This window comes from Citrobacter sp. wls710 (assembly GCF_005281115.1).
GTDB lineage: Bacteria > Pseudomonadota > Gammaproteobacteria > Enterobacterales > Enterobacteriaceae > Citrobacter > Citrobacter werkmanii.
In genome coordinates this window covers 93,894-116,327 of the sequence record NZ_SZXD01000030.1, presented here as the reverse complement: position 1 = coordinate 116,327, position 22,434 = coordinate 93,894, and the positions used below count along the sequence as shown (strand labels likewise).

The following is a 22,434-nucleotide window of genomic DNA, read 5'->3' as shown; positions in this document are numbered from 1 at the left end:
GGTTGTCTGGTGATTCAGGGGGCCAGTCTACGCCTCAATGTAGACGCTTTGTACCTGAATGCACACTCGGGGCGAATTGATCATCTTTAACTCTCCTTCGATGGCGCTTTTTCTGACAGATAGTTAGCCATCCGGCAGTATTGCGCGACAGAGATATTTTCCGCTCGCATCGCCGGATCAATACCCAGCTCGGTCAGGACCTCAACGCTAAACAGGTTACCGAGGCTGTTACGTACCGTTTTACGGCGCTGGTTAAACGCTTCGGTGGTAATACGGCTCAGCACGCGGACATCTTTAACCGGGTACGGCATCGTCGCATGTGGAACCAGACGCACAACGGCGGAATCGACTTTAGGCGCAGGCGTGAATGCGGATGGCGGTACTTCGAGTACCGGGATCACATTGCAATAATATTGCGCCATGACGCTTAATCGACCATACGCTTTACTGTTTGGCCCTGCAACCAGACGATTGACTACCTCTTTTTGCAACATGAAATGCATGTCGGCAATGGCATCAGTATAGGTAAAAAGATGGAACATCAGCGGCGTGGAGATGTTGTACGGCAGGTTGCCGAAAACGCGCAGCGGCTGGCCCATCGTTTGTGCGAGTTCGCCGAAGTTCATCGTCATGGCATCTTGCTGATAAATCGTCAGCTTTGGCCCTAAAAACGGGTGAGTTTGCAGGCGCGCGGCAAGGTCGCGGTCCAGTTCAATGACCGTGAGCTTATCCAGTCGTTCACCTACTGGCTCGGTCAATGCTGCCAGGCCCGGGCCGATTTCGACCATTGCCTGACCTTTCTGCGGATTGATAGCAGAGACAATACTTTCGATCACAAACTGATCGTTAAGGAAGTTTTGCCCGAAACGTTTACGGGCTAAGTGGCCCTGATGGACTCGATTATTCATTAGTATTAACAATCATTTTGATGGCGAGGTTAAGCGCCGTAATAAAACTGCCGACATCTGCTTGCCCACGACCCGCAAGTTCAAGTGCGGTACCGTGATCGACAGATGTGCGAATAAAGGGCAGGCCCAGCGTGATATTCACACCGCGACCAAATCCCTGGTATTTTAGCACGGGGAGACCCTGATCGTGGTACATTGCCAATACGGCATCCGCGTGGTCGAGATATTTGGGCTGAAACAGCGTATCTGCAGGCAGTGGGCCGTTTAATTTCATCCCCTGCGTACGCAGTGCATCGAGGACCGGAATGATGGTGTCTAACTCTTCCGTCCCCATATGTCCGCCTTCACCAGCATGCGGGTTAAGACCACACACCAGAATATGCGGATCGGCAATGCCAAATTTGGTGCGCAAATCATGATGCAGAATGCCGATCACTTCCTGCAACAGGGCAGGCGTAATGGCGTCGGCAACGGCTCTGAGCGGCAAATGCGTGGTGGCCAGCGCCACGCGCAGCTCCTCCGTCGCCAGCATCATCACCACTTTCTTCGCCTGTGAACGCTCTTCAAAAAACTCGGTATGCCCGGTAAACGGCACCCCAGCGTCATTGATTACGCCCTTGTGGACAGGGCCGGTAATCAGCGCCGCAAATTCACCTTGCAGACAACCATCGCAGGCGCGAGCCAGCGTATCCACGACATATTGCCCATTTTCTACCGCCAATTGACCTGCGACTACAGGTGCTCGTAGCGCAATCGGTAACAGCGTCAACGTACCTGCTGATTGCGGTCTGGCTGGAGTATCTGAAGAGTAGGGGAGGAGTGAAAGCGGTAAACCGAGCATCGCTGCCCGGTCACTGAGAAGAGCGGCATCCGCACAGACGACGAGTTCTACGGGCCACTCACGCTGTGCGAGCTGAACCACGAGGTCTGGGCCAATCCCGGCGGGTTCGCCGGGAGTGATGACAACGCGTTGAATACGAGTCATTAGTTGCTCAGAATTTTAACGTATGCGCTGGCGCGCTGTTCCTGCATCCAGGTCGCTGCTTCTTCCGAGAATTTACGGTTCATCAGCATACGGTAGGCACGGTCTTTCTGCGCTGCGTCAGTTTTATCCACATTACGCGTGTCCAGCAGTTCGATCAGATGCCAACCGAAAGAGGAATGCACCGGGGCGCTCATCTGGCCTTTGTTAAGTTTGGTCAGCGCATCGCGGAAAGCGGGATCGAAAATATCCGCTGCAGCCCAGCCCAGATCGCCGCCCTGGTTGGCAGAACCGGGATCCTGAGAAAACTCTTTCGCTGCTGCCGCGAAGGTGGTTTTACCGCTCTTAATATCTGCCGCGATTTGTTCCAGCTTCAGACGCGCCTGTTGATCGGTCATGATCGGCGATGGCTTCAGCAGAATATGGCGGGCGTGCACTTCAGTCACGGAGATGCTCTGACTTTGACCACGCATATCGTTGACTTTCAGGATGTGGAAACCTACACCTGAACGAATAGGGCCGATGATATCGCCTTTCTTCGCGGTGCTTAACGCCTGAGCGAAGATGCCCGGTAGTTCCTGAATACGTCCCCAACCCATCTGGCCGCCTTTCAGCGCCTGCTGGTCTGCGGAGTAAGTGATAGCCAGTTTGCCGAAATCGCTACCGTTACGCGCTTCATCAACAACGGAACGCGCCTGGCTTTCAGCCGCGTTTACCTGATCTGAAGTTGGGTTTTCCGGTAATGGGATCAAAATGTGGCTCAGGTTCAGCTCGGTGCTGGCATCGTTTTGGTTGCCAACCTGCTGCGCCAGGGCATCCACTTCCTGCGGCAGAATGGTGACGCGACGGCGGACTTCGTTGTTACGCACTTCGGAGATGGTCATCTCTTTGCGGATCTGGCTACGATAGGTCGAATAGCTTAAGCCATCCTGTGCCAGACGGCTGCGCATCTGATCCAGCGTCATGTTGTTCTGCTTGGCGATGTTGGCGATAGCCTGATCCAACTGCTCGTCAGAGATTTTAACCCCCATCTTCTGACCCATTTGCAGGAGGATTTGATCCATGATCAAACGCTCCAGGATCTGATGACGCAGCGTGGCGTCGTCCGGTAACTGCTGACCAGCCTGACCCGCATTAAGTTTTACTGACTGCATTAAGCCATCGACGTCGCTTTCGAGAACGACGCCGTTATTGACGACGGCTGCGACTTTATCGACTACCTGTGGGGCAGCGAAACTGGTATTCGCGATCATGGCGATACCGAGAAGCAGCGTTTTCCAGTTCTTCATACTTTTTCCATTTCAATTAACCGCAATGCGGATTACGTTGTAAATCAATCAGATCATAAAGCGCTTTGATACGGCAAAATGTTCGAACGCAACATTTGGTTGGTGCCGAGACCGTAGTTAGAGCTCAGGCCACGCAGTTCGATATTAAAGCCGATCGTGTTGTCATAAATCGCGTGCTGCATTTTGTTATCCCAACCGTTCAGCTTACGTTCGTAGCCGAAGCGAATAGCGTAACAGCAAGAGTTGTACTGTAAGCCCAGCATTGAATCTGCTTCTTTGTTCACATTGGTATCGAAGTAGTAAGCACCGACAATCGACCAGCGGTCGGCAATCGGGAAGCTCGCCACCGCACCTACCTGTGAAATCCCATTTTCATATTGGGCGTTAGTTACATCGCGTGAAGGTACCGCGGCCTTAATATACTCTGGGCTGGCATAACGATAGTTCAATTGCAGCATACGGTTTTCGTCACGGCGGTATTCGATACTGCTATTGCTGGTTGCGATGCTATCCAAGCGCGTGTCGTACTGGATCCCACTGCGTAAACCCCAGCGATCGGAGATGCGCCAGTAGGTATCGCCAGCCCATACCAGTGAGCCCGTTTTGTCGTCATTCTCCCATTCTGTATGGTCATCGCCAGTGCGAGACTCGGTGAAATAGTAGATTTGACCCACAGAAATATTAAAACGTTCAACGGCCGCGTCATCATAAACGCGAGATGTGACCCCGGTCGTTACCTGATTGGCGGAAGCAATACGGTCCAGGCCGCCATAAGAGCGGTCACGGAACAGGCCACTGTAGTCAGATTGCAGCAGGGATGAGTCATAGTTATAGATATGACTTTGGTCGCGGTATGGGACGTACAGGTACTGCGCGCGCGGCTCCAGCGTCTGGGTATATCCCGGCGCCAGCATGTTCATATCGCGCTCGAAGACCATCTTGCCGTCGACTTTAAACTGCGGCATGACGCGGTTGGCGGAATCATCCAGCTTGGTATTTTTCGGGTTACTGTTGTACCAATCCAGGTTGGTCTGCTGATAGTGCGTTGCCAGCAGTTTCGCTTCGGTATTGACACTGCCCCAGTTATTTGACAACGGCAGATTAATGGTCGGTTCCAGGTGAACACGCGTGGCTTCCGGCATGTTGTCATTGGTGTTCACGAAATGGACCGCCTGGCCATAAATACGGGTATCAAACGGACCGACGTCATTCTGGTAATAGTTGACGTCTAACTGCGGCTGCGCAGAGTAGCTGTTACTGTTTGCGGCATCGAAGACCTGGAACTGCTTGGTCGAGACCGTGGCGTCAAAGTTCTGTACCGCATAGCCAACGCTGAATTTTTGCGTGGCATAGCCGTCGGTACTGGAGCCGTATTTATTATCGAAATCATTGAAGTAGCTGGTATCGCTGACCTTGGTGTAGTCGACGTTGAAACGCCACACCTGGTCCATTACGCCAGCGTGCCGCCAGTAAAACAGCCAGCGGCGTGAATTGTCATCCTTCGGGTGATCATCTTCGTATACTTTATCGGAGTTCAGATAGTCGAACTCCATCAGGCCTGCCCCCGCCTGGGTGAGGTAGCGGAATTCGTTCTCCCACATGATGCCGCCACGACGGTGCATATAATGCGGCGTGATGGTGGCGTCCATATTGGGCGCAATGTTCCAGTAGTACGGAAGATAGAACTCAAAATAGTTATTAGTCGAGTATTTTGCGTTCGGGATCAGGAAACCGGAACGGCGCTTATCGCCGACGGGCAACTGTAAATAAGGACTGTAAAAGACCGGAACCGGACCCAGTTTAAAACGGGCGTTCCAGATCTCTGCGACCTGTTCTTCACGATCGTGGATGACTTCGCTACCGACGACGCTCCAGGTATCGGAACCGGGCAGACAGGAGGTAAAGCTACCGTTTTCCAGAATGGTATAACGGTTTTCCCCACGCTGTTTCATCAAGTCGGCTTTCCCGCGTCCCTGACGGCCCACCATCTGGTAATCACCTTCCCAGATGTTGGTATCTTTGGTATTCAGATTAGACCAGCCCTTCGGTCCCTTCAGAATAACCTGATTGTCATCGTAATGGACATTACCCAACGCATCGACGGTACGTACTGGCTCCGGCTGGCCTTCTGCCTGCTTCTGATGAAGCTGAACTTCGTCGGCTTGCAGGCGGCTATTACCCTGCGCAATATCCACGTTGCCGGTAAACACTGCGTCATCCGGGTAATTCCCTTTCGCGTTGTCGGCATTGATGGTGACGGGTAATTCATTGGTTTCGCCCTTCACCAGAGGACGGTTATAGCTCGGCACGCCCAGCATACACTGTGAGGCGAGATCGGCTGCCAGACCCTGTTGACTATAAAGGGCGCTGGCAATCATGGTGGCCAGAAGAGTGGGAATACGTTTTTTCATACGTTGTATTTATTGTTCCATCATCGGTAGCGTCGCGCGTGACAAACGGTCACAGCCTAACTTATCTCATCTTCACTGCGCTAGTGTTAATCCTGCCCATTTAGGCATCCGTGGTGTTAGGCACGGCATTGAATGACAGGTATGATAATGCAAATTATAGGCGATGTCCCACAATTGACCGCAGCCGTCAAACGGTAAAAGCAGCTTATATTGTGGGACATAGTCTGGCTGAGAGCATAAAGATTTGGGGAGTCTATGCAGTATTGGGGAAAGATAATTGGTGTAGCCGTGGCTTTAATGATGGGCGGCGGCTTCTGGGGTGTGGTTCTGGGCCTGTTAGTCGGCCACATGTTCGACAAAGCCCGCATGCGCAAAATGGCGTGGTTTGCCAACCAACGTGAACGCCAGGCGCTTTTTTTTGCCACCACTTTTGAGGTGATGGGACATCTGACCAAATCCAAAGGTCGCGTCACGGAAGCCGATATTCATATCGCCAGCCAGTTGATGGATCGGATGAATTTGCACGGTGATTCCCGTACTGCCGCGCAACACGCCTTCCGGGTGGGAAAATCAGACAATTACCCATTACGTGAAAAGATGCGTCAGTTTCGCAGCGTCTGTTTTGGTCGATTCGATCTGATCCGCATGTTTCTGGAGATCCAGATCCAGGCAGCATTTGCCGATGGGTCATTGCATCCTAACGAGCGCGAAGTGTTGTATGTGATCGCTGAAGAGTTGGGGATTTCGCGCACCCAGTTTGATCAGTTTCTGCGCATGATGCAGGGCGGGGCACAGTTCGGCGGCGGATATCAGCAGCAGTCCGGTGGTGGCGGCTGGCAGCAAGCGCAACGAGGCCCGACGCTGGAAGACGCCTGCAATGTTCTCGGTGTTAAAACAACCGACGATGCGACCACCATTAAACGCGCTTATCGTAAACTGATGAGCGAACACCATCCGGACAAACTGGTGGCGAAAGGGCTGCCGCCGGAGATGATGGAGATGGCTAAGCAGAAGGCGCAGGAAATTCAGAAGGCGTACGAGCTGATTAAAGAGCAGAAAGGATTTAAGTAAATATACACGGCATCCTTCAAGCTGCCTCTTTGTTGGCTGCACTGTGAAACCCCAGTCACATAGTTATCTATGCTCTTGGGGATTTCTTCGTTTGCCGCCTCGATGCATCTCGAATGATTTGTGTCTATAAATAGAGACACAAAGCAAAAACGAAATGCGTCCCCAGCAACGTTTTAAAAATCCGCCGGGACTTTAAACGTCATGCTGTTGCCGTATTCGGGATGGGTGATGGTTAACATCTCTGCGTGCAGCAGCAGGCGCGGCGCTAACGCCAGGGCCTGTGGCGGGGCGTAGAAGCGGTCACCCAGAATCGGATGCCCTAATGCCAGCATATGCACTCGCAGCTGGTGGGAGCGTCCGGTAATAGGTTTGAGCACCACCCGGGCGGTGTTATCCGCCGCGAACTCTACCACTTCATACTCGGTCTGCGCGGATTTCCCGGTCTCATAACACACTTTCTGCTTTGGCCGGTTCGGCCAGTCGCAAATCAGCGGTAAATCAACCAGTCCCTCGGCCGGAGCGGGATGTCCCCATACGCGTGCGACATATTGCTTTTTCGGTTCGCGCTCGCGAAACTGGCGTTTTAGTTCACGCTCTGCCGCTTTGGTTAGCGCGACTACAATCACGCCGCTGGTTGCCATATCCAGACGATGCACGGATTCAGCCTGCGGATAATCGCGCTGAATGCGCGTCATCACGCTGTCTTTGTGCTCATCCAGACGGCCCGGCACGGACAACAAGCCGCTCGGCTTATTGACCACCATAATGTGCTCATCCTGATACAGGATAACCAGCCAGGGCTCCTGCGGCGGATTGTAGTTTTCCATCCCCATGTATGGCTCCGTTACTGGTGCGTCACAACGATTAGACGCAGGGCATCCAGACGCCAGCCCGCCTGATCCAGGCTTTCCAACACCTGCTGGCGGTTGCTTTCAATGGCGCTGAGTTCGTCATCACGGATGTTCGGGTTAACTGCACGCAGGGCTTCCAGACGCGACAGTTCTGCTGTCAGCTTCTCGTCCGCTTCCTTACGCGCCGCGTCGATCAGCGCGCGGGCGGATTTTTCCACCTGCGCTTCACCCAGTTGCAGGATGGCATGAACATCCTGCTGCACGGCGTTGACCAGTTTGCTGCCGGTGTGGCGGTTAACGGCGCTGAGCTGACGGTTAAAGGTTTCGAATTCAACCTGCGCGGCAAGGTTATTACCGTTTTTATCCAGCAGCATGCGTACCGGCGTTGGTGGCAGGAAGCGGTTTAACTGCAGCTGTTTCGGCGCTTGCGCCTCTACAACGTAGACCAGTTCAACCAGCAGAGTGCCGACTGGTAATGCCTTGTTTTTCAATAAAGAAATAGTGCTGCTTCCGGTATCGCCGGAAAGGATCAGATCCAAACCATTGCGGATCAGCGGATGCTCCCAGGTAATAAACTGAGCGTCTTCACGCGACAGGGCGACATCACGTTCAAATGTAATGGTGCAGCCATCTTCCGGCAGGCCAGGGAAATCCGGTACCAGCATGTGATCGGACGGCGTCAGCACGATCAAATTGTCGCCACGGTCATCTTGATTAATACCGACGATATCAAACAGGTTCATGGCAAAGGCGATCAGACTGGTGTCGTCATCCTGCTCTTCAATACTTTCGGTAAGCTGTTGAGCTTTTTCGCCGCCATTGGAGTGAATTTCCAGCAGGCGATCGCGGCCTTGCTCCAGCTGGGCTTTCAGCGCGTCATGCTGCTCACGGCAGGTTTTGATCAGGTCATCAAAGCCATCGGTATTTTCCGGCTCAGCCAGGAAGCCGATCAGATTGTTGTATACCGTGTCATAGATAGTACGTCCGGTTGGGCAAGTATGTTCGAACGCATCCAGACCTTCGTGGTACCAGCGCACCAGCACGGATTGTGCTGTTTTTTCCAGGAACGGCACGTGGATCTGAATATCATGCGCCTGACCGATACGGTCCAGACGACCAATACGCTGTTCCAGCAGGTCCGGGTTGAACGGCAGGTCGAACATCACCAGGTTGCTGGCGAACTGGAAGTTACGCCCCTCGGAGCCGATTTCAGAACATAGCATCACCTGGGCGCCGCTATCTTCTTCGCTAAACCAGGCTGCCGCGCGGTCACGTTCAATGATCGACATTCCTTCATGGAACACGGCGGCGCGGATCCCTTCACGCTCGCGCAAGACCTGCTCCAGTTGCAGCGCGGTGGTTGCTTTCGCGCAGATAACCAGCACTTTTTGCGAGCGGTGGCTGGTCAGGTAGCCCATCAGCCATTCCACGCGCGGATCAAAGTTCCACCAGGTGCCGGTGTCACCTTCGAATTCCTGATAAATCTGTTCCGGGTAGAGCATGTCGCGAGCCCGGTCTTCCGCACTCTTTCGTGCACCCATAATGCCGGAGACTTTAATCGCGGTCTGATATTGGGTTGGCAGCGGCAGCTTGATGGTATGCAGTTCGCGTTTCGGGAAGCCTTTCACACCGTTACGGGTATTACGGAACAGCACGCGGCTGGTGCCATGGCGGTCCATCAGCATTGAAACCAGCTCCTGGCGCGCGCTCTGGGCGTCCTCGCTGTCGCTGTTTGCCGCCTGCAATAACGGCTCAATGTCCTGCTCGCCAATCATGTCGCCTAACATGTTCAGCTCATCGTTACTCAGCTTGTTGCCAGCCAGCAGCATGGCGACGGCATCAGCGACCGGACGGTAATTTTTTTGCTCTTCAACAAACTGGGCGAAATCGTGGAAACGGCTTGGATCCAGCAGGCGCAGACGCGCAAAGTGGCTTTCCATACCCAGTTGTTCTGGCGTTGCGGTCAGTAGCAGGATACCCGGCACGCGTTCAGCCAGCTGTTCAATGACCATATATTCGCGGCTGGGCGCATCTTCGCTCCACACCAGGTGATGGGCTTCATCGACAATCAGCAGATCCCATTCGGCGTCACACAAGTGCTCCAGACGCTGTTTACTGCGACGGGCAAAGTCCAGCGAACAGATAACTAACTGTTCGGTTTCAAACGGGTTGTAGGCGTCATGCTGCGCTTCTGCATAACGCTCATCATCAAACAGCGCAAAACGCAGGTTGAAACGGCGCAGCATTTCGACCAGCCACTGGTGCTGTAGCGTCTCCGGGACGATGATCAGTACGCGTTCAGCGGCGCCGGAAAGCAGTTGCTGATGCAGGATCATCCCAGCCTCAATGGTTTTACCTAAACCCACTTCGTCAGCCAGCAAAACGCGCGGGGCGTGACGACGACCAACATCATGAGCAATGTTGAGCTGGTGGGGGATCAGGCTGGTACGCTGGCCGCGCAAACCACTCCACGGCATACGGTACTGTTCGCTCTGAAATTTACGCGCGCGATAGCGCAGCGCAAAGCGGTCCATACGATCAATTTGGCCAGCAAACAGGCGATCCTGTGGTTTGCTGAATACCAGTTTACTGTCGAGCAGCACTTCACGCAGCGTTACACCGGTTTCTTCGGTATCAAGGCGGGTTCCGATATAGGCAAGCAGGCCGTTTTCTTCTTTTACTTCATCGACATGCAGCTGCCAGCCTTCATGGCTCGTTATCGTATCGCCAGGATTGAACATCACGCGGGTCACGGGAGAATCACTGCGCGCATACAGACGGTTTTCGCCCGTCGATGAGAAAAGTAAAGTGACGGTTCGCGCATCCATGGCGACAACAGTACCAAGTCCCAGTTCGCTTTCTGTATCGCTGATCCAGCGTTGACCAAGTGTAAAAGGCATATATGTTCGGCTCTATATCTTTAATTGCAGGCAATACTCGTCATTTTCCGGGCTAACCCGGTTTTTGAGAGCATACGACCCCGCTACCAGGCTAATAAATCAGTGGTAGTGGTGTTAAATGGGTCCAGGAATGGAAAGGGCGCTATGGTACTGGATGGCGGCGGTTTCGTCACGCGTCAAAATAACCCCAGTTGCCCTGTGAGTAGTGTAGCAAAGTTATCATCGATAAAGGGAAGTATTCCCTCGGCAACTGGTTGTATCTGACGGGTCAGATAGTGCTCATAATCGAGAGCAGATTGCTGATAATCCACAGGTTCAGGGCCGTTTACTGTCCAGACATATTTAATGGTGCCACGGTTTTGGTACTGTGGCGCACGACCTCGATTTATATTCTGTTCATCAGCCAGTCGTGCCGCGCGGACATGTGGCGGAACATTACGCTGGTATTCACTTAACGGGCGGCGCAGGCGTTTGCGGTACACCAGTTGCGCATCAAGTTCACCCGCCATCAGACGGTCGATGGTCTCGCGGACAAACTCCTGATACGGCTCGTTACGAAAAATTCGCAGGTACAGCTCCTGCTGGAATTGTTGTGCCAGCGGTGTCCAGTCGGTGCGAACCGTTTCCAGCCCCTTAAACACCATGCGTTGTTCAGCCCCTTCCTGAATCATTCCGGCGTAACGTTTTTTACTACCGGTATCTGCACCGCGAATAGTCGGCATCAGAAAGCGACAAAAGTGGGTTTCAAACTCCAGCTCCAGCGCGCTGGTCAGATTTTGTTGCTTTAGCGACTGCGCCCACCACGAGTTGACATGGCTCACCAGCTCCCGGCCAATCCGGGCGGCATCATCTTCTGAGTGCGCCTTTTTAAGCCAGACAAAGGTCGAGTCGGTATCACCATAGATGACGTCGTAACCCTGAGCCTCAATTAACGCTTTGGTCTGGCGCATGATCGCATGACCGCGCATCGTGATTGATGAGGCCAGTCTTGGGTCGAAAAAGCGACAGGCGGTCGTGCCAAGCACACCGTAAAACGCGTTCATGATAATTTTCAGTGCCTGCGAGAGCGGTTTATTTCCGTGGCGTTTTGCTTCTTCACGCCCGTGCCAGATCTGAGTAACGATCTCCGGCAGGCAATGTTTTTCGCGTGAGAACCAGGCGTCAAGAAAACCTTCGGTGCTGTGCTCCCGATCTGGTTGCGCCATCCCTTCGATAAGCCCCACCGGATCGATCAAAAATGTACGAATAATTGAGGGGTACAGGCTTTTGTAATCCAGTACCAGCACGGAGTCGTACAATCCCGGGCGCGAGTCCATCACGTAGCCGCCGGGGCTGGCGTGCGCGGGAACTTCCCCCAGATTTGGCGCCACGTAACCCGCCCGGTGCATGCGCGGAAGGTAGAGGTGGCCGAAGGCGGCAACCGAACCACCGTGACGGTCGACCGGTAGACCGTTGACCGTCGAGCGCTCCAGCAGAAAAGGCATGATCTCGGTTTTATGAAAAATACGCGTGACCAGCTCACAGTCTTTGAGATTGTAGGTGGCGAGCGCGGGTTTATCCTGGGCAAACCGACGGTCAATTTCGTCCATTCGGTCCCACGGGTTATCAATCGACTTGCCTTCACCCAGCAATTCTTGCGACACCGTTTCCAGCGAGAATGACGAGAAATTCCAGAAGGCGGATTTGAGTGCTTCAATGCCGTCAATGATCAGACGACCTTTGGCCTGCGCGAAGAACACGCCGTTTTTGAAGCCATGCTCGCGCCACTCCAGTTCGCTATTATCACGACCAAAACGCAGGGGGATGCGATAACGTTCGGCATGCTTTTGCAGGACGCGTAAATCGAATTGCACCACGTTCCAGCCGATGATGACATCGGGATCGTGACGGGCAATCCAGTCGTTGAGCTTTTCCAGCAACTGCGGGCGGCTTGCCACGTACTCAAGTTCAAAATCCAGCGCCGAGGCATCGCCGTTTGCCGGGCCGAGCATGTAGACAATACGCTGCCCGCAACCTTCAAGGCCAATGCAGTAGAGTTCACCATGCCGCGTGGTTTCGATATCCAGCGATACCCATTTTAGCGGTGGACGATAGCCCGGGTTTGGCTTCAGACGGGTATTAATCAGCGTGCCGTGCTGTTTGTCGCCTTCGGCCCAGACCGGGGACGTGATGAAGCGCTCCATCAGGTAGCGCTCCGGCGGGCGGATATCCGCCTCGTAGACAGTGACGCCGTTTTCGCGCAGGAGTTTTTCCAGCCGCATGAGCTGGCGATGGGAGCGGCAATAGAGACCCGAAACGGGCTGGCGGTGGAAATCTTGTAGTTGAAGCGGCGTCAGGCGATAGCCGTTCTCTGTACGTAATAATGATGTAACGCGCGGAACCTGACTGCCTGGTATAAACGCGACGGATTCCTGCGGCGCGAGCGTAACCAGCAGCGGCCCGTCGTCTGTAGCCAGCCAGAATGAGACCTCAGTTCCCTGCGGGGTGTCCCGCCAGTGCCGGGTTAAAATAAAGCCTGCCTGCGCCACGCTGTGTATCCATTAAAAAACCAGGCATGATTATAGCCTGGTTCTGATAGATTTGCTGTGGTTTTATACAGTTATCCTGTACCCGCAGAGACTACTGTCCGTAATACGCTTTAGCACCGTGTTTACGTAGGTAGTGCTTATCCAGTAGGGTTTGTTGCATATCCGGCAGTTGCGGCGCGAGCTGGCGGCAGAAAATCCCCATATAGGCGACTTCTTCCAGCACGATGGCGTTATGCACCGCATCTTCGGCATTTTTTCCCCAGGCGAACGGACCGTGAGAGTGCACCAGTACGCCAGGCATCTGCGCTGCGTCAATGCCTTGTTTCTCGAAGGTTTCAACGATTACATTTCCGGTTTCCCACTCGTATTCACCGTTAATCTCGCTGTCGGTCATTTTCCGCGTACAGGGAATCGTGCCGTAGAAATAGTCCGCGTGGGTGGTGCCTGTCGCTGGAATTGACTGACCCGCCTGCGCCCAGATTGTCGCGTGGCGCGAGTGGGTATGAACAATACCGCCAATGCTCGGGAATGCCTGATATAACAAACGGTGCGTTGGAGTATCGGAGGAGGGCTTTTTCGTGCCTTCAACGACTTCCCCTGTGGCGATACTGACAACAACCATATCGTCTGCGGTCATGACGCTGTAATCGACACCGGAAGGTTTAATCACAAACACGCCGCGTTCGCGATCGACGGCGCTAACGTTTCCCCAGGTCAGCGTCACCAGGTTGTGCTTTGGCAGCGCCAGATTCGCTTCCAGTACCTGACGTTTAAGATCTTCTAGCATGTTAACTCCTGAATGCCGGATGGCGCTTCGCTTATCCGGCCTACGTAATTTGTAGGCCCGGTAAATGAAATGCCACCGGGCAATCCGTTTCACCAATTAACGTTTGAACCCGTAATACACTTCGTTCCAGCGCAACGCGTCCTTAAAGGCCGGCAGACGGGTATCGTTATCGATCACTGCGATCTCAATATCATGCATTTCAGCGAACTGGCGCATATCGTTCAGATCCAGCGCATGGCTGAAGACGGTGTGGTGCGCGCCACCGGCAAGGATCCAGGCCTCAGATGCGGTTGGCAGATCCGGCTGGGCCTTCCACAATGCGTTAGCCACCGGTAGTTTCGGCAGGTCATGCGGCGTTTGCACCGTGTCGATGCAGTTAACCAGCAGGCGATAGCGATCGCCGAGATCGATCAGACTGGCAACCACTGCCGGGCCAGTTTTAGTGTTGAAGATCAGACGTGCAGGATCGTCTTTACCGCCAATACCGAGGTGCTGAACGTCGAGGATCGGTTTCTCTTCCACAGCGATTGACGGGCACACTTCCAGCATGTGCGAGCCGAGCACCAGATCGTTGCCTTTCTCGAAGTGGTAGGTGTAATCCTCCATAAATGAGGTGCCGCCCTGCAGACCGGTTGACATCACCTTCATGATGCGAAGCAGAGCGGCGGTTTTCCAGTCGCCTTCGCCCGCAAAGCCGTAGCCTTGCTGCATCAGACGCTGTACGGCCAGACCCGGGAGTTGTTTCAGGCCGTGCAAATCTTCAAATGTCGTCGTAAAGGCGTGGAATCCGCCCTGTTCCAGGAAGCGTTTCATCCCCAGTTCAATACGGGCGGCTTCCAGTACGTTCTGACGTTTTTCACCATGGACTTTCGTGGCCGCCGTCATGGTGTAGGTGCTTTCGTACTCGTCGATCAGTGCGTTGATTTCGCCGTCACTAATTGCGTTCACTACCTGCACCAGATCGCCCACGGCCCAGGTATTTACCGAGAAACCGAATTTGATCTGTGCGGCAACTTTATCGCCGTCAGTGACCGCCACTTCGCGCATGTTGTCGCCAAAACGGCAGACTTTCAGATGGCGGGTATCCTGCTTGGACACCGCCTGGCGCATCCAGGAGCCAATACGCTCGTGCGCTTGCTTATCCTGCCAATGGCCGGTGACCACGGCGTGCTGCTGACGCATACGCGCACCGATGAAGCCGAACTCGCGACCGCCGTGTGCGGTCTGGTTCAGGTTCATAAAGTCCATATCAATGCTGTCCCACGGCAGGGCGGCGTTGAACTGGGTGTGGAACTGCATCAGCGGTTTGTTGAGGATAGTCAGACCGTTAATCCACATTTTGGCTGGAGAGAAGGTGTGCAGCCAGACCACCAGACCTGCGCAGCGATCGTCATAGTTGGCATCACGACAGATAGCGGTAATTTCGTCAGGAGAAGTACCCAGCGGTTTTAATACCAGTTTGCAGGGCAGGTTAGCTTCCGTATTCAGTGCGTTAACAACGTGCTCGGCATGTTGGGTTACCTGACGCAGTGTTTCCGGGCCATACAGATGCTGGCTACCAATCACAAACCACACTTCATAGTTATCAAAAATTGTCATTGTCGTGTCCTTAATGAGTCAGGGTTGCCAGGTCTACCGGGGCTTGCTGCGCCGGTGCGGCAGTCGGAAGGTACTGTTGTTCAGCGCTTACCGCCCACAGCTGGTAGCGGCGGTAAAGCTGTTCAAAGCGTTGAGCCTGTTCTGGACGAGGTTGCATCGTCTTTTCTACTGCACTCGCCATGTGTTGCTGGGCGGCTGGAATGTCTGCATGGACCTGCGCGGCAACGGCGGCGAAGATAGCCGCACCGAGCGCGCAACACTGGTCTGAAGCGACAATCTGTAGCGGACGGTTTAGCACGTCACAGCAGGCCTGCATGATGACCGGGTTTTTACGCGCGATACCGCCGAGCGCCATGACGTTGTTAACCGCAATGCCTTGTTCGGTGAAGCATTCCATGATGGCGCGCGCGCCAAAGGCCGTGGCGGCAATCAGACCACCAAACAGCGCTGGCGCATCGGTTGCCAGATTCAGGTCGGTAATGACGCCTTTCAGACGCTGGTTGGCATTCGGCGTACGACGACCATTGAACCAGTCGAGCACCACCGGCAGGTGATCCAGCGACGGATTTTTCGCCCAGGCTTCGGTGAGCGCAGGCAGCAGCTGTTTTTGGCTGGCTTTAATCTGTGTTTTCAGTTCCGGGTGCTGCGCGGCAAGCTGTTCCAGCGGCCAGCTCAACACACGGCTAAACCAGGCATAAATATCGCCAAAAGCAGATTGCCCCGCTTCCAGACCGATAAAATGCGGCACCACGCTGCCATCAACCTGGCCGCAAATGCCTTTCACCGCGCGTTCGCCAACGCTTTGTTTGTCGGCAATCAGAATGTCGCAGGTAGACGTGCCGATGACTTTCACCAGCGTATTGGGCTGTGCGCCTGCGCCGACCGCGCCCATATGGCAGTCAAAAGCTCCGCCTGAAATCACCACGCTTTCTGGTAGCCCCAGGCGCTGCGCCCACTCGGCACACAGGGTGCCAACCGGCAGGTCCGCCGTGAAGGTGTCGCTAAACATTGGGTATTGCAGATGGCGGTTGAGGATGGGGTCGAGTTCGTCAAAGAAACTGGCTGGCGGCAGTCCCCCCCAGCTTTCATGCCACAGGGATTTATGCCCGGCGCTGCAACGACCGCGACGAATATCCTGGGGGCGCACAGTATTGGAGAGCAGGGCCGGAACCCAGTCACATAGCTCAATCCATGAGACCGCTGCCTCGGCGACCGCGTGGTCCTGGCGAGTTACGTGCAGGATTTTTGCCCAGAACCATTCGCTGGAATAAATACCGCCAATATAGCGGGAGTAATCGATCTTGCCCGGCGTGTGGCACAGGCGAGTAATTTCTTCGGCTTCTTCGACCGCGGTGTGATCTTTCCACAGAACAAACATCGCATTCGGGTTTTCCGCGAACTCCGGGCGCAGCGCCAGTACGTTGCCGTCGGCATCAATAGGCGCCGGGGTTGAACCGGTACTGTCAACGCCAATCCCGACCACTTCCGCGCGTTGTTCCGCGCTCAGCTCGGCCAGGACGGTTTTCAGCGCCGCTTCCATGGACTCAATGTAGTCGCGCGGATGATGGCGAAACTGGTTGTTTGGGCCGTCGCAATACTGCCCTTCCTGCCAACGTGGGTACCACTCAACGCTGGTGGCGATTTCTTCACCAGTGGCACATTCCACCGCCAAAGCGCGTACCGAATCACTACCAAAATCGAGGCCAATTGCAATCGCCATCGTCTTACTCCATCCAAAAATACGGGTATGGATAAACAGTAGTGAGGAGGGATAAAAACCGTCAGGCAGGATCCGCTAATCTTATGGACTAAAATGCTGTGGCATCACAAAGTGTGACGCCGTGCAAATAATCAATGTGGACATTTCTGCCGTAGTTATAGACACTTTCGTTAGCCGATTTTGACGTTGGCGTAGTACATGTTTTTTACAAATTGCTTTTCACAAGCGGGGTTGATGGTCCATTACTGCAAACACTGTGACCCGCAGGGGCGACGGCGATGATGTCTGGCGTAATATGGACAAATTGTTTCTTAGCAGAACCCAGGGAGTATTGAAATTATGGCTGAAACGCAAAACGATCCCCTACTGCCGGGCTATTCGTTTAACGCACATTTGGTGGCTGGATTAACCCCCATTGAGGCGAACGGATACCTGGACTTTTTTATCGACAGGCCGCTGGGGATGAAGGGCTATATCCTTAATCTCACTATCCGTGGGGAAGGGGTCATTAATAATCAGGGCAAGCAGTTTGTCTGTCGACCTGGCGATATTTTGCTGTTTCCGCCCGGAGAAATTCACCACTACGGACGCCACCCGGATGCCAGCGAGTGGTATCACCAGTGGGTCTACTTTCGGCCACGCGCTTACTGGCAGGAGTGGTTGACCTGGCCGGCCATTTTTGCCCAGACCGGTTTCTTTCGCCCTGATGAAGCGCACCAACCGCATTTTAATGAACTGTTTGGACAGATCATTAATGCCGGGCAAGGGGAGGGCCGCTATTCCGAACTGCTGGCGATTAATCTGCTGGAGCAATTGTTACTCCGACGTATGGAAGCCATTAATGAGTCGCTGCATCCGCCAATGGACAACCGCGTTCGCGATGCCTGCCAGTACATTAGCGATCATCTGGCGGACAGCAATTTTGATATTGCCAGCGTCGCACAGCATGTCTGCCTGTCGCCTTCCCGTTTGTCACACCTGTTCCGCCAGCAATTGGGCATCAGCGTATTAAGCTGGCGTGAGGATCAGCGTATCAGTCAGGCGAAGCTACTGCTGAGTACCACACGTATGCCTATCGCCACGGTGGGTCGCAACGTCGGCTTTGATGACCAGCTCTATTTCTCTCGCGTTTTCAAAAAATGTACCGGCGCCAGTCCGAGCGAGTTCCGTGCTGGATGTGAATAAAAAGTGAATGATGTGTCCTGAAAGTTGTCATAACTGGCAATCTATTCAGACAATTGATGGCTTGACGAAGTTGAGAAGGGTTATCAAAATCCCTGCTTCGTAAACCTGACGGACACATTATGCAAGCATTGCTGGAACACTTTATTCTCCAGTCCGCCCTGTACTCTCTGATCGCCGTACTTTTGGTGGCTTTTTTGGAGTCGCTGGCGTTGGTTGGTCTGATTCTGCCCGGCACCGTGATGATGGCGGGGCTGGGGGCGCTGATTGGCAGTGGCGAACTGAATTTCTGGCATGCCTGGCTTGCGGGCATCGTCGGTTGCCTGTTGGGGGATTGGATCTCCTTCTGGTTGGGCTGGCGCTTTAAAAAGCCGCTGCACCGTTGGTCGTTCATGAAAAAGAACAAGGCGCTGCTGGATAAAACCGAGCATGCGCTGCATCAGCACAGCATGTTTACCATTCTGGTGGGCCGTTTTGTCGGCCCAACGCGTCCGCTGGTGCCGATGGTGGCGGGCATGCTGGATCTGCCTGTCGCAAAATTTATTGTGCCGAATATTATAGGCTGCGTGCTGTGGCCGCCGTTCTATTTCCTGCCGGGTATTTTGGCGGGAGCGGCAATCGATATTCCTTCCGATATGCAGAGCGGAGACTTCAAATGGCTGCTGCTGGCGACGGCGTTGCTGCTGTGGGTCGGGGGCTGGCTATGCTGGCGGCTGTGGCGTAGCGGCAAAGCGGCAGTCGATCGTTTAACCGCGTATTTCCCCCGCAGTCGTTTGCTGTATCTGGCACCGTTAACGCTCGGGATCGGCGTGGTCGCGCTGGTGGCGTTATTGCGTCACCCACTGATGCCGGTGTATATCGATATTCTGCGCAAAGTTGTGGGTTACTAGCGATTCCTTTGCCGGATGGCGGCTTCGCCTTATCCGGCCTACGAAATATGAGGGTTGATGCCTAACAGCGCTGAGGCACTGGCTTGACCGCTTAGTAGCTCGTCTGTTTTGCCTTGCCATGCAATGCGTCCGTCGGCGACGACGATTGACCGGGGCGCAATTCGCGCCGCATCTTCTACGCTGTGGGAAACCATCAGCAGCGTAAGCTGCTTATCACGGCAGACCTCGGCGACCAGGGTTAACATCTCCTGACGCAGGGCGGGATCGAGCGCAGAGAACGGTTCATCGAGCAGCAATATGGGTTGCTCCCGCACCAGACAACGCGCCAGCGCCACGCGTTGTCGCTGCCCGCCGGAAAGCTCACCGGGGAGTCGCTCCAGCAATGAATCGAGCCCCATTTGCCGGGCGATGTTGTGCATTTTCTCCCGCTGAAGCGCGTTCAGTTTTAAACCCGGATCAAGACCCAGGCCGATGTTTTGCCACACGCTCAGATGGCTGAACAGATTGTTTTCCTGAAACAGCATGGAGACGGGACGACGCGAAGGAGGCGTTGCGGTGTGATCTTCACCTTCAATCATCATTGTGCCGCTGGCAGGCGTGAGAAAGCCGGCAATCAGATTCAGCAACGTACTTTTCCCGGCACCGCTGGGCCCGAGTATTGCTACCTGCTCACCGCGCGAGACTGACAGCGTAAAGCGCATGGGCAAATGGTGGTAAAGCCATGTGATATCAATCAGTTTTAACATTTCGACCCGGCAATTTCTCAATAACGGTAAACAGCGTAAAACACAGGATCAGCAGCAAGAGCGCCGTAACCGCGCCATCCTGACTGCGATAAGATCCAATCTGCTGATATAAATAAAACGGCAGGGTGCGGAAATCCTCATTGCCAAATAACGCCACCACGCCAAAGTCGCCAATCGACAATACACAGGCAAACGCCATCGCCTGCGCCAGCGGACGTTTCAGTGCCCGCAGTTCAACCACTTTCAGGCGCGACCATCCCTCAATTCCCAACGACTGGCACAGCATACTGTAGCGTGCGGTCACGTCACGCATTGGGTTTTCCAGTACCTTCAGCGCGTAAGGGATCGCCATCAGCGCGTTGGTGAAAATCACAATGCCGTCGGCAGATTCGGGGAGTCCAACGGTGTTATTGAGCAGCAGAAAGAAGCCGGTAGCTAACACGATGCCCGGCATGGCGAGGATCATCATGCCGCTAAGCTCCAGTACCTGGCCTGCCAGCACCTGCTGTCGGGCGCGCAGTTCGCGACTGCTCCATAACAGCATCATGGTGAGTATCACGCACAATGCCCCTGCCGCCAGCGCGATGCGCAGTGAAGTTCCCAATGCCTGCCACAGAACCGGCTGCATAAGCACTTCCAGTACCTGGTTGTTAAGACCATCGACAAGCACTGCCAGCAGTGGCGGCAGCAGCAACAACAGGGCCAGAATAATCAGCAACGAGTCTGCCAGACGGCTGTGCAAACGATCGTCGGGATCGCGCCAGCCCTGGACCAGCGTGGTGCCCGGCGCAATAGCGCGGCTCAGGCGTTGGCTGAGTAGCACCAGCGCTAAACAACACAGCATCTGGATCAACGCAAGCATAGCGGCCCGGGCGGGATCGTAATCAAAGTTCAGCGCCTGATAGATAGCCAACTCAATGGTAGTGGCCTGCGGCCCGCCACCCAGCGACAAAACGGTGGCAAAGCTGGCGAAGCACAGCATAAAGATGAGCGCCGCGACGGGAAGGATTTGACGGCGTAACCATGGCCATTCGACAAAGCGGAAGAAATGCCAGCCGCGGATACCCAACTGAGCGGCTAACTGTCGCTGTTCGCCGGGAATATTTTCCAGCGACTGCAACAGCAGACGGCTGGCCATCGGCAGATTGAAAAAAACGTGCGCCAGCAGGATGCCCTGCAAACCGTACGGCGAAAACGTCCACTCCAGCCCGAATGTCTGCCAGAGCGAGGCTAACCAACCCTGACGGCCATACACGCTCAGGATGCCAAAGACCGCGACCAACACCGGCAGGATTAGCGTCATCGCGCACAGGCGTAGCAGCGCCAGACGTCCAGGGAAACGGCGGCGATAAAGTGCTCTGGCAAGGAAAATTGCCGGGACAACCGACAACACTGCGGATAAAAAAGCCTGCCAGAAAGAAAAACGCACCACGTGCCACAGGTAGTCGTCTCGCCACAGCGAGAGCCAGTCACCTTGTGGGGCGTTAAACCATAGCGCCAGGAACGCGGCCAGGGCAACTGCCACCATCAGCGTGGCGGCAGAAAGCCCGGGAACCAGCCAGCCGGGAATTAACGGCTGACGGCGCGTTGCCATTCGCTGATCCATGTCTGACGCTGGGCCGCAACCTGCTGCGGGGTAAATTCCAGCGCGGTGGCCGGTTTATTCAGTTGCTCAAATCCTGATGGAAGAGCAACCTGCGTCACCGGATACATCCAGTTGCCGGTCGGAATGGCATTCTGGAATGCCGGTGACACCATAAATTTCAGGAATTTCTCAGCCAGTTCCGGCTGCTTGCTGGCCGCGGTGCGGGCGGCAACTTCCACCTGCAAATAGTGACCTTCACTAAAGTTGGCGGCGGCGTAGTTATCTTTTTTCTCGTCAATGATGTGATAAGCCGGAGAGGTGGTGTAGCTCAGTACCAGATCGCTTTCACCTTTCAGGAACAGGCCGTAGGCTTCGCTCCAGCCCTTGGTGACGGTGACGGTTTTGGCCGCCAGTTTCTGCCACGCCTCCGGCGCTTTGTCGCCATAAACTTTCTGCATCCATAACAGCAGGCCCAGCCCTGGCGTGCTGGTGCGTGGATCCTGATAAATGACGCGCCATTTTTGGCTGCTCTCTACCAATTCCTTCAGGCTCTTTGGCGGATTTTTCAGCTTGTTTTTATCATAGACAAAAGCGAAGTAGCCGTAATCAAACGGAACAAAGGTGTCATTTTTCCAGCCGCCGGGCACGTCAACGGCGTCGTTTGCGACCCCGCTTTTGGCGAACAGTTTGGTTTGCGTGGCGGCATCCAGCAGGTTGTTATCCAGTCCCAGTACGACGTCGGCTTTGCTGTTTTTTCCTTCCATGCGCAGGCGGTTAAGCAGCGAGACGCCATCTTCCAGCGCGACCAGCTTCAGTTCGCAGTTGCAGTCAGCTTCAAAGGCCTTTTTGATTGTCGGGCCAGGGCCCCAGTCCGCGGCGAACGAATCGTAGGTATAGACGGTCAGTATCGGTTTGGCGAAGGCGGGCGCTGCGCACAGCAGTAAAAGCGGAAGACATTTTTTAAACACTTTGCACCTCAAGAGTT

At 54.5% G+C, this 22,434-nt stretch carries 16 protein-coding genes; 3 read left to right on the top strand and 13 right to left on the bottom strand.

The annotated features are described in order from the left end of the window. Positions 1-86 precede the first annotated feature (86 nt). From rsmA to lptD, 4 genes are read right to left on the bottom strand one after another with little or no spacing between them, the layout of a single operon-like run. Entirely contained in the window at positions 87-908 is an 822-nt protein-coding gene (rsmA, locus tag FDX14_RS13335; protein ID WP_061382914.1) for a 16S rRNA (adenine(1518)-N(6)/adenine(1519)-N(6))-dimethyltransferase RsmA, read from the bottom strand. After that, positions 901-1,893, bottom strand: coding sequence for a 4-hydroxythreonine-4-phosphate dehydrogenase PdxA (gene pdxA / locus FDX14_RS13330; RefSeq protein ID WP_042312390.1), 993 nt, complete (start codon positions 1,891-1,893; stop codon positions 901-903). Before pdxA ends, rsmA begins: the two co-directional genes overlap by 8 nt. Next, positions 1,893-3,179, bottom strand: a complete 1,287-nt coding sequence (gene surA, locus FDX14_RS13325) for a peptidylprolyl isomerase SurA (protein WP_042312387.1) — start codon at positions 3,177-3,179, stop codon at positions 1,893-1,895. Before surA ends, pdxA begins: the two co-directional genes overlap by 1 nt. Before the next feature lie 53 nt (positions 3,180-3,232). Continuing rightward, a complete protein-coding gene (lptD, locus tag FDX14_RS13320; RefSeq protein ID WP_042312385.1) occupies positions 3,233-5,590 on the bottom strand; it encodes an LPS assembly protein LptD in 2,358 nt (785 codons plus the stop codon). Positions 5,591-5,845: 255 nt separating this feature from the next. Here lptD and djlA point away from each other — a divergent pair, with 255 nt between their 5' ends. Beyond that, positions 5,846-6,661: a co-chaperone DjlA gene (djlA, locus tag FDX14_RS13315; RefSeq protein ID WP_003845702.1), complete on the top strand. Its 816-nt coding sequence runs from the start codon at positions 5,846-5,848 to the stop codon at positions 6,659-6,661. A 173-nt stretch (positions 6,662-6,834) separates the two neighbouring features. Here djlA and rluA read toward each other — a convergent pair whose 3' ends face one another. From rluA to araB, 6 genes are all read right to left on the bottom strand, one after another. Continuing rightward, positions 6,835-7,494 carry a bifunctional tRNA pseudouridine(32) synthase/23S rRNA pseudouridine(746) synthase RluA gene (gene rluA, locus FDX14_RS13310; protein WP_042312382.1) on the bottom strand — a complete coding sequence of 220 codons (660 nt, stop codon included), beginning with the start codon at positions 7,492-7,494 and terminating at the stop codon, positions 6,835-6,837. Positions 7,495-7,505: 11 nt separating this feature from the next. Further along, positions 7,506-10,412 carry an RNA polymerase-associated protein RapA gene (gene rapA, locus FDX14_RS13305; RefSeq protein WP_137349682.1) on the bottom strand — a complete coding sequence of 969 codons (2,907 nt, stop codon included), beginning with the start codon at positions 10,410-10,412 and terminating at the stop codon, positions 7,506-7,508. Between the two features lie 176 nt (positions 10,413-10,588). Further along, positions 10,589-12,940 carry a DNA polymerase II gene (polB, locus tag FDX14_RS13300; protein WP_137349681.1) on the bottom strand — a complete coding sequence of 784 codons (2,352 nt, stop codon included), beginning with the start codon at positions 12,938-12,940 and terminating at the stop codon, positions 10,589-10,591. Positions 12,941-13,031: 91 nt separating this feature from the next. Further along, on the bottom strand, positions 13,032-13,727 hold the full coding sequence (gene araD, locus FDX14_RS13295; protein ID WP_042312376.1) for an L-ribulose-5-phosphate 4-epimerase: 696 nt from the start codon (positions 13,725-13,727) through the stop codon (positions 13,032-13,034). 96 nt (positions 13,728-13,823) lie between these two features. Beyond that, on the bottom strand, positions 13,824-15,326 hold the full coding sequence (araA, locus tag FDX14_RS13290; protein WP_079225522.1) for an L-arabinose isomerase: 1,503 nt from the start codon (positions 15,324-15,326) through the stop codon (positions 13,824-13,826). 10 nt (positions 15,327-15,336) lie between these two features. After that, positions 15,337-17,046, bottom strand: coding sequence for a ribulokinase (araB, locus tag FDX14_RS13285; RefSeq protein ID WP_137349680.1), 1,710 nt, complete (start codon positions 17,044-17,046; stop codon positions 15,337-15,339). 339 nt (positions 17,047-17,385) lie between these two features. Here araB and araC point away from each other — a divergent pair, with 339 nt between their 5' ends. Together araC and FDX14_RS13275 are read left to right on the top strand one after the other, a co-directional pair. Continuing rightward, a complete protein-coding gene (gene araC, locus FDX14_RS13280; protein ID WP_003018834.1) occupies positions 17,386-18,231 on the top strand; it encodes an arabinose operon transcriptional regulator AraC in 846 nt (281 codons plus the stop codon). Positions 18,232-18,350: 119 nt separating this feature from the next. Then, the gene (locus FDX14_RS13275) at positions 18,351-19,118 is read left to right on the top strand and encodes a DedA family protein (RefSeq protein ID WP_038637157.1); all 768 of its coding nucleotides are present in this window, start codon (positions 18,351-18,353) and stop codon (positions 19,116-19,118) included. Positions 19,119-19,156: 38 nt separating this feature from the next. Here the strand turns inward: FDX14_RS13275 and thiQ are convergent, their stop codons facing one another. The 3 genes from thiQ to thiB are packed head-to-tail and all read right to left on the bottom strand — an operon-like array spanning position 19,157 to position 22,417. After that, positions 19,157-19,864: a thiamine ABC transporter ATP-binding protein ThiQ gene (gene thiQ / locus FDX14_RS13270; protein WP_042312368.1), complete on the bottom strand. Its 708-nt coding sequence runs from the start codon at positions 19,862-19,864 to the stop codon at positions 19,157-19,159. Then, positions 19,848-21,458 (bottom strand): thiamine/thiamine pyrophosphate ABC transporter permease ThiP, encoded by a 1,611-nt coding sequence (thiP, locus tag FDX14_RS13265; RefSeq protein ID WP_137349679.1) that lies wholly within the window; start codon positions 21,456-21,458, stop codon positions 19,848-19,850. Before thiP ends, thiQ begins: the two co-directional genes overlap by 17 nt. After that, entirely contained in the window at positions 21,434-22,417 is a 984-nt protein-coding gene (gene thiB, locus FDX14_RS13260) for a thiamine ABC transporter substrate binding subunit (RefSeq protein ID WP_137349678.1), read from the bottom strand. Before thiB ends, thiP begins: the two co-directional genes overlap by 25 nt. Between the last annotated feature and the right edge of the window lie 17 nt (positions 22,418-22,434).